Origin of the sequence: Symbiobacterium thermophilum IAM 14863 (assembly GCF_000009905.1) — a bacterium.
Taxonomy (GTDB): domain Bacteria; phylum Bacillota; class Sulfobacillia; order Symbiobacteriales; family Symbiobacteriaceae; genus Symbiobacterium; species Symbiobacterium thermophilum.
The window spans coordinates 2654949-2668125 of sequence record NC_006177.1 but is presented as its reverse complement, the minus strand read 5'-3'; the positions used below and the strand labels follow the sequence as shown (position 1 = coordinate 2668125).

15 protein-coding genes and 3 tRNA genes are annotated in these 13177 nt (G+C 70.8%); 14 read left to right on the top strand and 4 right to left on the bottom strand.

Annotated elements, in window-relative coordinates:
* The 8 genes from STH_RS12360 to phoU all read left to right on the top strand — a co-directional run bounded on the left by STH_RS12360 (position 1) and on the right by phoU (position 5651).
* On the top strand, positions 1-381 hold the full coding sequence (locus STH_RS12360; protein ID WP_197525176.1) for a hypothetical protein: 381 nt from the start codon (positions 1-3) through the stop codon (positions 379-381).
* A 52-nt stretch (positions 382-433) separates the two neighbouring features.
* Complete coding sequence (gene paaC / locus STH_RS12355) at positions 434-1216, top strand: 1,2-phenylacetyl-CoA epoxidase subunit PaaC (RefSeq protein ID WP_050742272.1); 783 nt, start codon at positions 434-436, stop codon at positions 1214-1216.
* Positions 1210-1698, top strand: coding sequence for a 1,2-phenylacetyl-CoA epoxidase subunit PaaD (gene paaD / locus STH_RS12350; protein WP_011196606.1), 489 nt, complete (start codon positions 1210-1212; stop codon positions 1696-1698). Before paaC ends, paaD begins: the two co-directional genes overlap by 7 nt.
* A 49-nt stretch (positions 1699-1747) precedes the next feature.
* Complete coding sequence (locus tag STH_RS12345; RefSeq protein WP_043714060.1) at positions 1748-3550, top strand: WD40 repeat domain-containing protein; 1803 nt, start codon at positions 1748-1750, stop codon at positions 3548-3550.
* A 213-nt stretch (positions 3551-3763) separates the two neighbouring features.
* A complete protein-coding gene (locus tag STH_RS12340; RefSeq protein WP_011196604.1) occupies positions 3764-4411 on the top strand; it encodes a hypothetical protein in 648 nt (215 codons plus the stop codon).
* A 78-nt stretch (positions 4412-4489) separates the two neighbouring features.
* Positions 4490-4612 carry a hypothetical protein gene (locus STH_RS19765; protein WP_011196603.1) on the top strand — a complete coding sequence of 41 codons (123 nt, stop codon included), beginning with the start codon at positions 4490-4492 and terminating at the stop codon, positions 4610-4612.
* A 205-nt stretch (positions 4613-4817) separates the two neighbouring features.
* Positions 4818-4964, top strand: a complete 147-nt coding sequence (locus STH_RS18910) for a hypothetical protein (RefSeq protein ID WP_011196602.1) — start codon at positions 4818-4820, stop codon at positions 4962-4964.
* A gap of 33 nt (positions 4965-4997) precedes the next feature.
* On the top strand, positions 4998-5651 hold the full coding sequence (gene phoU, locus STH_RS12335; RefSeq protein WP_011196601.1) for a phosphate signaling complex protein PhoU: 654 nt from the start codon (positions 4998-5000) through the stop codon (positions 5649-5651).
* A gap of 30 nt (positions 5652-5681) precedes the next feature.
* Here phoU and STH_RS12330 read toward each other — a convergent pair whose 3' ends face one another.
* Complete coding sequence (locus STH_RS12330; RefSeq protein WP_242654541.1) at positions 5682-6893, bottom strand: acyl-CoA dehydrogenase family protein; 1212 nt, start codon at positions 6891-6893, stop codon at positions 5682-5684.
* 138 nt (positions 6894-7031) lie between these two features.
* Here STH_RS12330 and STH_RS12325 point away from each other — a divergent pair.
* From STH_RS12325 to STH_RS12315, 3 genes are all read left to right on the top strand, one after another.
* Positions 7032-7116 (top strand) — tRNA-Tyr (locus tag STH_RS12325).
* Positions 7117-7122: 6 nt separating this feature from the next.
* Positions 7123-7197, top strand: a tRNA-Val gene (locus tag STH_RS12320).
* Positions 7198-7249: 52 nt separating this feature from the next.
* A tRNA-Leu gene (locus STH_RS12315) sits at positions 7250-7332 on the top strand.
* 69 nt (positions 7333-7401) lie between these two features.
* Here the strand turns inward: STH_RS12315 and STH_RS12310 are convergent.
* Positions 7402-8253 (bottom strand): MBL fold metallo-hydrolase, encoded by an 852-nt coding sequence (locus STH_RS12310; RefSeq protein WP_043714058.1) that lies wholly within the window; start codon positions 8251-8253, stop codon positions 7402-7404.
* Positions 8254-8788: 535 nt separating this feature from the next.
* Here STH_RS12310 and STH_RS12305 point away from each other — a divergent pair.
* Positions 8789-9511 (top strand): CPBP family intramembrane glutamic endopeptidase, encoded by a 723-nt coding sequence (locus STH_RS12305; RefSeq protein ID WP_011196597.1) that lies wholly within the window; start codon positions 8789-8791, stop codon positions 9509-9511.
* 148 nt (positions 9512-9659) lie between these two features.
* On the top strand, positions 9660-11015 hold the full coding sequence (locus STH_RS12300) for a hypothetical protein (RefSeq protein WP_043714056.1): 1356 nt from the start codon (positions 9660-9662) through the stop codon (positions 11013-11015).
* A gap of 67 nt (positions 11016-11082) precedes the next feature.
* Here STH_RS12300 and STH_RS17440 read toward each other — a convergent pair whose 3' ends face one another.
* Together STH_RS17440 and STH_RS18905 are read right to left on the bottom strand one after the other, a co-directional pair.
* Complete coding sequence (locus tag STH_RS17440) at positions 11083-11847, bottom strand: DUF5995 family protein (RefSeq protein ID WP_011196595.1); 765 nt, start codon at positions 11845-11847, stop codon at positions 11083-11085.
* A gap of 42 nt (positions 11848-11889) precedes the next feature.
* On the bottom strand, positions 11890-12360 hold the full coding sequence (locus STH_RS18905) for a GNAT family N-acetyltransferase (protein ID WP_011196594.1): 471 nt from the start codon (positions 12358-12360) through the stop codon (positions 11890-11892).
* A 265-nt stretch (positions 12361-12625) separates the two neighbouring features.
* Between STH_RS18905 and STH_RS17435 the strand changes: the two genes are divergently transcribed.
* Complete coding sequence (locus STH_RS17435; RefSeq protein WP_011196593.1) at positions 12626-13090, top strand: GNAT family N-acetyltransferase; 465 nt, start codon at positions 12626-12628, stop codon at positions 13088-13090.
* The last annotated feature ends 87 nt before the right edge of the window (positions 13091-13177 follow it).

Sequence of the window (13177 nt, the reverse complement as noted above, 5' to 3'; positions counted from 1 at the left end):
GTGGCGCTGCAGGAGCCTCCGGAGAAGGCGATGGCGCGGCCGCCCGGCGAGGGGGGCCGGCGCTTCCGGGTCTACGAGATCTTCGTGCAGAAGGACCACCAGAGCCCGCACGTGTGGGTGGGCTCGGTGGACGCCGGGTCCGCGGAGGACGCCCTGCTGCTGGCGCGGGAGTCCTTCCTGCGGCGGGATCCGGCCGTCTCCATCTGGGCGGTGGAGCAGTCGGCGATCCACCGGACCGATTACGCCGACCGGGACTTCTTCGCCCGGGAGACCGACAAGCGGTACCGGACCCTGGCGGGCTACCGGGAATCCAACGCTGAGCGCTGGCGCAAGTACCGCCGGGAGCTGCTGGACCTGGAGCGGGATTTCGTCCGCGACTGAGCACCGGCCGGCGCCGCGCCATGCGGGCTGCCGCCGGGGGGGAGGGGTTTGGGTGGACACCGCGAGCGTGATTGCGCTTCTCTATCAGCTGGCCGACGACGAACTGGTCATCGGCCACCGGGACTCGGAGTGGCTGGGGCTGGCGCCGCACATCGAGGAGGACGTGGCCTTTTCGTCCATTGCCCAGGACGAGGTGGGGCACGCGGCGCTCTTCTTCCGCCTGCTGGAGGAGCTGGGCCAGGGCCGGGCGGACGACCTGGCGTTCCTGCGCCCTGCGGGGCGGCGGCGCAACGCCGTCCTCCTGGAGCGGCCCAACGGGCCGGGGACCTACCTCGACGAGCCCCGGTTCGACTGGGCCTACACGGTCGTCCGGCGCCTGGCCTACGACCTCTTCGACGCGATCCGGCTGGAGGTGCTCTGCTCCTCGTCCTACGCTCCGCTGGCGCAGGCGGCGGCCAAGGTCCGGCGGGAGGAGCGGTATCACCTGCTGCACCACACCACCTGGTTCCGGCGGCTGGCCACCGGCACGGACGAGTCGCGCCGGCGCCTGGAGGCGGCCGTGGCGGCAGTGTGGCCCGACGTGGGAGGGCTGTTCACCCCGGGGGAGGTGGCGCCGGGCCCGCACTTCCCGGTCCGCCCGGACGAACTGGCCGGGCGCTGGGCTGAGCGGATGGCGCCCCTCTTCGCCGAGGTGGGGCTCACCTGGCCCGGTCGCCCGGAGTCGGCTGCCGCGCCCGGGGCCGACGGCCGGCTGGGCCAGCACACGCCGGATCTGGAAGGGCTGCTGTCGACGATGGGGGAGGTCTACCGGACCGCCCCGGGTGCGGCATGGTGACCGAGGGCGCGATCTGGGCGGCGCTCGCGGACGTGCGGGACCCCGAGATCCCGCCCGTCTCCATCGTCGACATGGGGATGGTCCACAGGGTGACGGTGGCCGGGCCGCGGGTGCGGGTGGAGATCATGCCCACCTTCGTCGGCTGCCCGGCCCTGGAGATCATCCGGCGGGACGCCGAGGACCGGCTCCGGGCGGTGCCGGGGGTGGAGGAGGTGGAGGTGGCGTTCGTCCTCGACCCGCCCTGGAGCAGCGATCGCATCACCGCCGAGGGGCGCCGGAGGCTGCGCAGCTTCGGCATCGCCCCGCCTCCTCCGGGCTCTGCCGGCGCGCCGCTCCTGCCGGCGCCCGAGGAAGTCCCCGCCTGCCCCTACTGCGGCTCCACCGATACGCACCTGGAGAACCTGTTCGGGCCCACGGCCTGCCGGTCGATCTATTACTGCGACGGCTGCCGGCAGCCCTTCGAGCGGATGAAGCGGGTGTGAACCTCGGCCCGCTCTTCATCGTCAGACTTGTGACGGAAGGATGATGGCGATGAAGAGCGCGAAGCGGGCCTTCGTATGTGCGTGGCTCTGCCTGCTCCTTGTGGCAGGCTGCACCTTGCCGCTGTCCGCCCCGGTCGTGCAGGAGGCTGAACCGGCCACGGACAATGTGCGTCAGTCGGGCGCGCCCGCGCTCCCGGAGGAGCGTGCGGGCGCGCCGCCGCGCCTGGTCGACCGGCTGGTCTACCGGCAGACCCCCGTGCTGACCCGGGTCGTGGACGGCATCACCGCCCTCCGCCTGGAGCCCTGGCAGCAGGAGGTGGCCGTCGGATCCGGCCCGGTGGAGCTGACCTGGCAGCTGGACACCCACGACGCCAGGCCCTACCGCGGGCTGCTGCGCACCGAGGGGGCGGAGCCGGCCCAGGTGCGCACGGTGCTCGGCGTGATCCAGGCCCGGTTTGAGCCGCCGCTGCCGGACCGGTGGACGGCATGGCTGGAGGGGGTCGCGGGCTCGCATACGCAGCTGGTCCGCCACCCGGAGCCGACGGTGGTCCTGGGCTACCGGGCGGCGGACGGTACGGTGGTTCCCCTGGAGGGGACCGAGGCGATCCTGCCTGCGGGGCCGCTCCGGCTGCTGCTGGAGTTTGACCAGGCGGTGGATGCGGACAGCCTGACTTCCTGGCTTTCCGGCGTGCGGCAGTGCACCGCCCTGCCCGTCGCGCTGGCCCAGGGGACCGGCGATCGCTGGTGGATCGAGACGGAGGAGGCGCCGGTCCGCCTTTACCTTGACCTGCGGACCGTTGTCGCGGCCGGGAGCGGGCTGCCTGTGGCCCGCTACCCCCTGACGGTGTGGAGCGAGGCCGGGCTCCCTTACCTGGAGCGGGTGGACCTGGCGACGGGCAGGGCCGAGGAACTGCTCCGCCTGCCGCCGGAGATCCGCGAGGCCTGGCCTTCGCCCGACGGCGCCCGAATCGCCCTGCGGTCCTGGCGCAGCCACGGGGACCAGTGGCGGGACGACCGGGTGAGCGTGGTCGATCTGACCGGAAACCAGGTGATCGGCACAACGCTTCAGGGGGGCTCCCTCCACTGGGTCGGCGGCCGGCTGGTCAACCGGGTGCCCGGGGGATCGGCGGAGGGGGCCTGGGAGCTCTGGGACCCCGACACGGGGGAGAAGACCGGCGGGGAGCCGCCGCTGTCGGCGTTGGCCGCCGGGATGCCGGAAGCCGTGGCTTTCTCGCCCGACGGAAGGGCCGCCGCCTACGTGGGGCCGGCCCCGGGTGCGGGCGCGGGCGGGGCCGAACCTGCCCCTTCCCCGCTGGTCCTGGTGGATCTGCGTACAGGCACGGTGCGCACCATCCCGGGGTTCGTCGAGACTGGCGGCCCGTCCGGGGAGGGCGCCGCGCTCGAGGTGGCCTGGAGCCCCGACGGGAACCGGCTTGCGGCGCTGGAACCCGTGACCGGGGCTCGGGGGAGCCGGGTCGTGGTCTACGACCTGGAGCGGGACGCGCGCACAACCGCCGCCGAGCTGCCGGTTCATGCCTGGCAGGCGCGGCTGGCCTGGAGTCCCCGGGGTGACCGGCTGCTGGCCTACGGCGGAGGGGGCGGGACCTGGATCATCGATCCGGAGGGCGGGGACGCCGTCCATGTGGCAGACTCAGGACACGCGCAGGCCTTCTGGGACCGGACAGGGGAACGGATCCTGGCGGCCAGGGGGCCCTGGGACGGGGTCTTCGTCCACACCCTCGCCGACGGCACCCGGGTGGAACTGGGGGATGGCCTGCCCGCCGGCTGGGCCGGAGACGCCGTGTACATCATCCGCCGGCCGTACGCCCCCTGCGGACTGCCCCTGCCCTGACCCCCGACCGACACGGATCGAGGCGCCCCGCCGCGGCCATCGCCGGCGGGGCGCCCGCGTCCCTGCCGCCCAGGGATTTCCGGCCTCCCGCTCGGGACACCCGCCGACCGCCCAGCATAGCATGGCGCACAGACACGGCGAGAGCCCCGCACACGCCCCGGGGTATGGGGGGCGGTCATCTGGTCAATACTTGGGGGCCGAGGGGGGTTTCCCATGCAGAATGCGGAGGTCAGAGAACTGGTGCAGCGTTCGCTGGAGCGCTACGCGGGCGACGAGCGGGTGCTCGACGCCTTCTGGCAGTGGGCCTCGAACCCGACCCCGCCCTCGGCAGGTTACGCGCTGGAGGAGAACGCCGGGTTCATCGCCACCAACCTCATGCTGCGTTACGGCGAGCCCGCGGTCGACCTGGTGATGTCCGTCAACGAGGAGTGCCGCCGGCTGGCCGGGCGGGCCTCGATTCAGGAGCTCCAGCGCACCATCGTGACGGTGCTCAACGGACCGGTGGGCGAGCAGCTCCGACAGGGCATCGTCCGGCGGCTCTCGCAGCCGACGGTCGCGCGGCGGGCCCTGACGGCGTGGCTGGTCAACCGTGCCCGATGGCGCCGGATGCCCGGCCGCGAGCCGGTAGTGGCCGGCGAGTTCGACTGGTCGCTGGGCGCCGACCTGGAAGGCAGCGGAGCCGACTGCCAGAGCGCCGTGCTGCGCGCCCTCTACGGTCCCGAGGTGGCGCAGGTGGATCTGGCCCGCGAGGCGATGGCCGTCGGCGTCGTCAACCGGCTGTTCTACCGCAACGTGGCAGGCCGTATGGAGGCGAAGCTCCGTCCGGGGCCGCGGCTGCCGGTTTCTGCCCTCGTCTACTAGCTCCCGCGATACCTCCGGTGCCGCGCGCGGCGTCTACTATATCGAGGAAGATGCTGCACGTGCCAAGGGGGAGCCGCTGTGGCAGGAACGGGCAACAAGTGGTACCAGTCGCCCGCTGTGGTCGGGCTGATCATCACGCTGCTGGGTTTCGGACTCTTCACGCTGGCGTTCTGGCTGATCAGCATATGGCTGTTGTCCTAAGTCGCGAAAACGGGACTTGCAATCGCCGCCCCGCGCGAGTATAATGAAATGAACAGGAGCGGCGAGCCCGCGCAGCAGCAGTACGGAGCAGTCTGAGGACGTTCGGTCAGGTAAAGCTTGACTGCAGCAACCCCGGTGCGTTCCGGGGTTCCTTTTTTCCATTCTCATCGAGGCTCACGCAACAACACGAGAGGAGGCGAGAGACATGCACAAGAACATGCATACCAAGACGCAGCGACCGGCGGCGCCCCCCGAGACGGAGCGGCCTGCCGGCAAGTGCCCCCAGGTCCACGTAGAAGAGCACGTGATCGAGGAGATCCTACGCGCAGCGGGTTTGGAGGAGCTGGACTGAACGGCCGGATGGTCGGAAAGGGGGAGACGGTGCGTGCGCAGCGCGCTGGAGACGCAGCTCAGGGACCTTAACCGGGATGTCCTGCAGATGGGCCGGCTGGTGAGCGGGATGGTGGAGAAGGCGGTCCGTTCCCTGGCCCAGCAGGACGCGGCCCTGGCGCAGCAGGTCATTGACCAGGACGACGAGGTCGACCGGATGCTGATCGCCATCGAGATGCGCTGCCTGCAGGTCATGGCCCTGCAGCAGCCGATGGCCCGCGACCTGCGCGCCGTGGGCTCCAGCCTCAAGGTGGTCACCGACCTGGAGCGGGTGGCCGACCACGCCACCGACATCGCCGAGGTGACCCTGAAGCTGGCCGGCGAACCGCTGATCAAGCCGCTGATCGACATCCCCCGCATGGCCGACCTGGCCCAGCAGATGGTGCGGGAGGCGCTGGAGGCCTTCGTCCAGCAGGACGAGGCCGCGGCCCGTACCATGATCGCCCGGGATCACGACATGGACGACCTGTACCGGGCGGTGTTCGATGAGCTGGTGGAGATGATGGAGCGGGACCCCGGGGTCGTGCGGCAGGCGACCTACCTGCTGCACGTGGCCGGCTGGCTGGAGCGGATCGGCGACCACGCGACGAACCTGGGCGAGTGGATCATCTACCAGCTCACCGGCGAGCTGAACGACCTGAATACGTAGCAAGAGAGGGGGCAAGCGCCCCCTCCTTTCTCACCGTGCCGCATCCTCCCCGGCCTCCGCCCGTCGGATGGCCGACCGGGCCAGGTTGCCGATCACCACGTCTTCCATGGGCGGGTTGTGCAGGCCCGCCCGCGCATCCCGGTAGAACCGCTCCAGGGGCAGCGACCGGGCCAGGCTGGCGCCTCCGGCGACCCGCATGGCCTGGTCGACGACGCGGAGGGCGGTCTCGACGACGAAAGGCTTGCAGGCGGCGACCGCGTCCACCATGCGGGAACGCCACTCGGGGCGCTCGTCCCAACGGCGGGCCAGGCCCATCAGCAGGTGGCGGGCCGGCAGCAGGGCCAGGTCCATCTCGCCGATGAGCCGCTGCACGTGCGGACGATCGGCCAGCCGGGAGGTCGGCTCGGGGTGTCCGGGCGGGTTGACGGTGCGCCGCTCCACCGCGTACTTCACGGCGAAATCCCTTGCCGCCTGGGCCACGCCGAGGTACACGGCGGGCACGTGGAGCAGCCACCCTTCGGTGCGGCCCTCGGTCCGCTCGCGGGCCGACTCCAGCAGGGCGTCCGCGGGCAGGTGAACCTCCTCCAGCCGCAGGTCGTGGCTGCCGGTCGCCCGCATCCCCAGCGAATCCCAGGTCTCCTCGACGTGCAGGCCCGGCGCGTCGCGCGGCACGAGAAACCAGGCGGCCTCCTCGGTGCCGTCCAGGGTGGCGGAGACCAGGAAGTAGCGCAGGATGGGGGACAGCGTCGTGAAGTTCTTCCGGCCGGTCAGCACCCAGGAACCGTCGGGCAGCCGGCGGGCCGTGGTGCGCGGGAGACCGCCGCGGCTCGGGCTGCCGGTCTCGGGTTCGGAGGCGCAGGCGTTCAGCAGGGCGCCGTCGGTCACCACCTCGCCGAAGAGCCGCCTGCGCACCGGCTCCGGCCACGTCCGGCTGTGCGCCTGCTTCCCAACCACGTACAGGTGCCAGCCGACCGCCAGGGCCGTCGAACCGTCGCCACGAGCCAGCCGCTCCTGGGCGAAGACCATGGCATGTACGCCGGCGCCGAGGCCGCCGTCTTCCCGCGGAACCGTCAGGGCCAGGTAGCCGCGCTCCCGCATGGCCTCGAAGTGCGCGAAGGGAAAGGTTCCGGTGCGGTCGTATTCTGCTGCGGTCTGTGCGAACCGGTCAGCCAGGTCGTCGGCCATCTCGTAGGCCTGCCAGTCGACCTCGGTCTGACCGAAGAACCAGGGGCCCAGAGTCACCGGATTCACCTCCGTTGTCGAAAGCTTCGCCGCGGCTCGCCGAAACTCTTGCAGCATCCCTGGATTTTTCGTCCGCCCCTGCATGCGTTTCACACTTGAAGAGAGGCCGATCTTCGTGTATCATAACATCCTGTCAGCGGGGAGATACCCAAGTGGCCAAAGGGGGCTGACTGTAAATCAGTTGCGCAACGCTTCGGTGGTTCGAATCCACCTCTCCCCACCAACATACGGGCGGTTAGCTCAGCGGGAGAGCACTTGCTTCACACGCAAGGGGTCACTGGTTCGATCCCAGTACCGCCCACCAGCGCGCCTCTAGGAAGCGCAGGCGGCGTTTCCGGAGGCGCATTCCCCATCCCGTCGGAGTGGCGGAATTGGCAGACGCGTACGTTTGAGGGGCGTATGGGCAACCGTGCGGGTTCAAGTCCCGCCTCCGACACCAGAGGGAACGAAGAAGGCGGAGCCGGATACGGCTCCGCCTGTGTTCTTGCGCGCCTCTGCGTCGGCGGCGCTATGTCCCGGCCGACTGCCGCAGTTCGGCGTGCGCAGCGGCGATGTTGGCCTCGTGCTGCTGCCGGTAGTACGGGGCCAGGGTGTCGACCAATCCGGCCGGGAGCAGCGCGGCCAGCGGCCGCTCCGCCGCGATCTCCTGCGGCGTCTGCCCCTTCGCCAGGCCGGCCTCGGCCGCCTCCAGGACCCCTTCGATGTACGCGGCGTTGGCCGCCAGCAACTCCGGCCCGCCGGGACGGCCGTGGCCCGGCACCACGTGCTTCAGGCCCGCCTGGCTCCACTTCCGCAAGGCGCCGGCCCATGCCCGGATGTGTCCGGATTCGCTCAGGGTCGGCAGCGGGGTCTCCACGGCATCGCCGGCCAGCAGGAGCCCCAGTTCGGGCACGTGGACCACCACCGAGTCGGCGGTGTGGCCGGGCAGGTGGTGCAGTTCCAGGGTGAGGCCGCCGGCGTCGATGTCCAGGCGGTCCCGGAAGGTGACGTCCGGGGGGATGATCTGGCTGCCCTCGAAGTGGGCGGGCTTCTCCGCGCGCATCCGCTCCAGGAACTCCCCGGGTTCCGGGGCCAGGAGCCGCTCCCGGGTGAGCTGGTGGCCGATCACAGGCACGCCCGGAAACGCGGCGGTGCCCCAGCAGTGATCCCAGTCGAAATGGGTGTAGATCACGAGGGTCGCCCCGGCGAAGGGGGCCATGTCGGCGGGTCGGATGAGGGTGTCGACCACCACCCGGTGCCGCTGTCCCGTCACCTGCGCGGCGGTCACCGGAAAGTCCGAGCTGCCCGGAAGCGGGCGTGTGACCAGGGTGACGGAGGGCAGGTACTGCTCAATTCGTAGGCTTACAGGCTGGTTGCTCACGTGGGACAGCACCTCTGTCTGCTTCGGTCTTGCCGGCCGCCCCGCGGGGCGATCGGCACCCCATGAGTATAGCAAATTCTGGCCAATCCGGACGAGCCCCCCGGGCGCGGGGGCTCCGCCGATTCCGTAGACCGCAGGGCCGGCGCGGGTTTCCGCCCAGACTATACCCGGTTTTGATACAGTGTTCACCTCACCATGTCCGGGTGAAGCCGCAGCAGCCGCGGGAGAGCCTGCACCTGGGCCAGGGGCTTCAATGCGCCGGCGGTGACGATGCTTACGTCCCTCACACCGATCTCCCCCACATCCAACACTCACCCTACAGAACGGGGAGGGCGAGGATTCGGTTGCAGCGGGGCCCTCAGGCGCGCGACGGGACCCCCTGCGGCGCCGGTCAGATGGCTTTGCAGCCGGTGCGACCTGTGCCTTGTGGGGGTCCCGCTATACGATATGCCGCCCGGGAGCAGGAATGCCACTGGGAATCGGCGAAAGTCCCGCGAAACCGTGATGAGGTCTTACGGTAAGGAGGAAACGACACATGCCGGCAGACGTCCTGGCCGGCGTGGCGCTGGCCGTGCAGAGCGCGATTGCGCTCTACCTGGTGGTCGGGGAACCGATCCTCGGGACCCGCTCGTACCGGCGCCTGCTCGCCATCCTGGACAGTGATCCCGCCGCACGCCTCAACTTCTACAGGAAGATCGTCATCCTGGAATGGGCGCTGGTCTTCCTGGTTCTCGTCACGCTCAGGCTGGCCGGTGAGCCGGCGGCGGTCATCGGGCTGACCTCCGGCCGGCTGGACTCGGAGGCCCTGATCCTGGTCATCGCCCTGGCCGCGGGCATCGCCGCTCCGCTCATCATCGGGGCCTTCTCGCCCGGCTACCGGGAGGCCCTGCAGCGGCAGATGGAGTCGGTGAAGGGCTTGCTCCCCGGGCGGCCGGATGAGCGGCTGTGGTACGCGCTCGTGGCCATCACCGCGGGGGTGTGCGAGGAGATCCTCTTCCGCGGCTTCCTCATCGCCTACTTCATGAAGGTGGTGCCGGGACTACCCGTCGTCGCCGCGCTGATCCTGTCCGGCGCCGTCTTCGGCATGGCGCACCTCTACCAGGGCTGGGGCGGCGTGATGACCACGGGATTCCTCGGCATCATGCTGGGTGTGCTCTACCTCTACACCGGTTCGCTCGTCTGGCCGATCGTAACCCATGCCCTCCTGGACCTGCGTGTGCTGGCCCTGCCGGGCGTGAAGCCCCCGGCGTCCCAATGAGGCGCCGCACCGCAGGCGGGAGGCCGGTGTCCGATCGGTGCCGCGCCGTCGCGGGAGATGGCGTCCCGGGCGGCGCGGCCTTGATGTTCCCGCCCTTCAGGGTACAATCTTGGTTGTCGACTCTCGCGACCGGAGGGACATCGCCGCATTGACCAGCACAACCGAATCCCGGCGCAGCGCCGCATCCGGAACCCTGACCTACGGCACCATCCTGCGCCTGTTCCTGCCGCTCTCGCTCTCCGATGTCATCATGGTCATCGCCGGGCCCATCCTGACCATCGGGCTGACCAAACTCGCCAACCCCGAGATCTCGCTGGCCGCGTACGCAGTGGCCAACAACGTGGCGATCCTGCTGGAGAGCCCCATCATCATGCTGCTGCACGCCTCGAACCTGCTCAGCCGCTACCGGGAGACCTACCAGCCGCTGCGCCACTTCATGCTCTGGGCCAACGCCCTGCTCACGGCGCTCTACGCCCTCCTCGCGTTCACCCCGGCATACGACCTCATCTTCCGCACGCTGCTCGGCCAGCCCGACGCCATTGCCGCCGCGGCCCGGCCGGCCTTCCAGGTCCAGCTGCTCTGGCCGGCGGCCATCGGGTGGCGCCGCTTCTACCAGGGCATCCTCATCCAGCACAAGCGCTCCAGCGTGGTCGCCTACGCCGGGTTCGCCCGCATCGGCTCCCTCGCCCTCGTGACGGCGCTGGGCGTGATGGGAAGGGCCCACGGCGCCACGCTGGCGGGGCTGGCCCTGGTCGTCAGCGTCATCGTCGAGGCGGCCGCGGTGACCTGGCTGGCCCGCCCGGTGCTGCAGGCCGGCGTGACCGATCCGCACGCCGAGGCGCCCGACTGGGCCCCGCGCACCGTCGGCCAGATCGCTCTCTGGTACTGGCCCCTGGCCATGACCCAGATCCTGGTCTCGGTGGTGCGGCCGCTGCTGAGCGGCGGCATCGCCCGATCCGTCGACCCGGAGCTGGGGCTGGCGGCGTGGCCCGTCGCCTGGTCCACCATCCTGATGGTGGCCAATGCCGTGCGCATGGTGCAGCAGGTCGCCCTGACGCTCCTGCAGGACCGGCGCTCCTACCTGATGCTGCGCCGCTTCACCCTGACCATCGGCGCGGTCGCCTGCTGCGTGATGGCCCTGCTCGCCGTCACCCCCCTGGGGCGCGGCTACATGGAGTGGGTGCTGGGGCTGAAGGGCGGCCTGGCCTCCGTCGCCGACGCCGCGCTGCCCGCGCTGGGATTCGGCGTCGTCTTCCCGTTCTATGTCGCCCTGCAGAACTGGCTTCAGGCGCTCCTGATCAAGGACGGGCGTACCCTGGTGGTCAATGCCGGCGCCATCGCCGGCGGCGCCGTGACGCTGGCGGCGGTCTACGCCGGCGCGCTGATCTGGCGGCTGCCCGGCGCCGTGCTGGGCATCGTCTCCCTGCTCTGCGGCGCCGCCGTGGAACTGGTCGTGCTGGTGCGGGCGTCCCGTCCGCAGCGGCAGGCATGGCTGGCGCGGTGATGGTCCAGGGGCTGATATCCCCATGTTCACTTTAGGCAATGTTTGAACAGTGGATAACGCGACCTTCTCAGAAGAGCCGCCAGCGGCGCATCCAGCGGGCGAGGGGGCGGAGGAGGCGCAGGGGGGCGAAGCGGTAGATTTCCCGGGCCAGATGCAAAGCGTCCTGCTGGATGAACCGGATCACCAGTTGCCGCTCCTCCTCGCCCGCGGCGGCCAGCAGGCAGCGGGCGTTGCGCCAGACCTGGTCCCGCCAGGTCTTCAGGCCGTAGGTGGTCAGCTGCCGGTCCAGGTCGCCCATCAGCCGGCCGAGGGGGCGGATGAGGCGGCCGTAGTGCCGGGCGACCTCGTCCTGCACGCCGGGGATGACGTCGTGCAGCACCCGGTTGATCTGGTCGTGGTCGAAGCGGCGCCGGACCGTTTCGAAGACCGACCGTTCGTCACCCTCCGCGCGCAGGATCTCGGCCACCACCAGCGGCAGGTCGTTGTTGATGTGGGCGTTCATCCCCAGGAGGATGTCCTGGAGGAGGAACGCCCGCTTGCGCGCGGCGATGTCGAAGGCGTAGGCCCAGGCGGGCGGCGGGTCGTCGCCCCGCTCGAACCGCTCCAGCGCGTCGAAGTAGTACCAGCCGAAGCGCACGGCGACCCGCTCCACCCAGGCGGGATCGAGGAAGAAGGGGCGGCGGAGCCGCTCGCGAACGGCCAGGGTCATGTGTCGGTAGACCCGCAGGAAAGCCGCGCGGTGGTCTCCGTCCCGGTCGAACCGGGCCAGGTGGACGTCCATGACGGCCGCCAGGTCGTCGATGCCGTTCACCTCCGCCCCGCCCATCCGCATGCGGCTCACCTCCCCGTCCGGGCTCCATGCCCTAGTCTGCGCCTAACCGGTCAGCAGCTTTTCCATCATCACGCCCCACACGCGGAAGCCCCGGGCCTGCGACGCCTTCTGTCCCAGCGGGTTGGTGGCGTGGACCCAGTTGGTGATCCGCCGGATGCCCAACTGCCGTAAGTACCACTCGCCGGCCTCGTGCAGCCGCTTGGCGATGCCCTTGCCCCGGTATTCGGGCAGCAGGTAGATGTCGGCCATGTAGCCCTGCCACTCGCCGGTCCGGTCGTCCGGCCGGATGCCGATGAGGAGGAAGCCCACGGGCCGTCCGCCGTCGTCGGCCACGAAAGCCGTCCCGCCGGGGGAGGCCAGGGTGGCCAGCAGGTTGCGGTGGGCGTTGGCCTGGACGACCTCGGGCCTGGCCACCGCCCGGTCGGTGGGGTTCATGATCTCCCAGTCGGTCACCGCCGCCATGTGCAGGAGCCAGGGCAGGTCGTTCAGCCGCCAGAAGCGCACCTCCACCACGATGCGGTTCCCCCCTTTCTTCCCACCACGGTACGCCGCCCCCGTGCGGGAGGTACCGGGGACACCGGCATGGGTCCCGGGCGGTTCGCACCAAGCCGGCCGCCGGGGCCGGGCCGGGTGCCCGGGGCAGCGGGTCGGTCCCCGCGACGGGCCGGGCACGGGGGTGGCGGAGGCCGCGAGGCATCCACCTCCGGCCCGCGGGAGGGACCAGGGCCGGGGGCAATCCATAAGATGAAGGAGCCCCCACGACGGAGGAGGGAGCCGCATGTACCAGTACCGGCACGGCCACGCGGGGGACCTGCCGTGGCTGCTCCAGGCGGCGGCCGCGGCGGCATGGGAGTCGCTCGACCCCGAGGAGCGCGCCCGGGTGCATCCGCTTCAGGCCGCGCAGCGGGCGGCGCTGCAGTGCCAGCAGGTGCTCGCCGCACCGGGCAGCGTGCTGCTCGTGGCCCAGCACGGGGCGGCGCCGGTGGGCTACCTGCTGCTTGCCCTGGCGCAGGACGGCAGCACCGAGGAGCCCACGGCCCTGCTGATCGACCTCTGGGTGCACCCCGCCCACCGGCGCCGCGGGGTGGGGAGCGCGCTGCTGGCGGCCGCAGAGCGGGGCGTGGCCGCCCTGGGCCTGCGGAAGATCAAGCTGTGGACCGGGCTGCACCACACGCCCGTGGTGGAGTTCGCCCTCAGCCGGGGGTTCGTTCCGGCCGGCCTGATCGGCGTCAAGGACCTGTAACCGAGTACGCAACGGTTACATAAGCTGAGAGCGGAGACGTTCCACCCTCGCGGTGGTGCTCATCCCGGTATAGATTCGGAAGGAGGT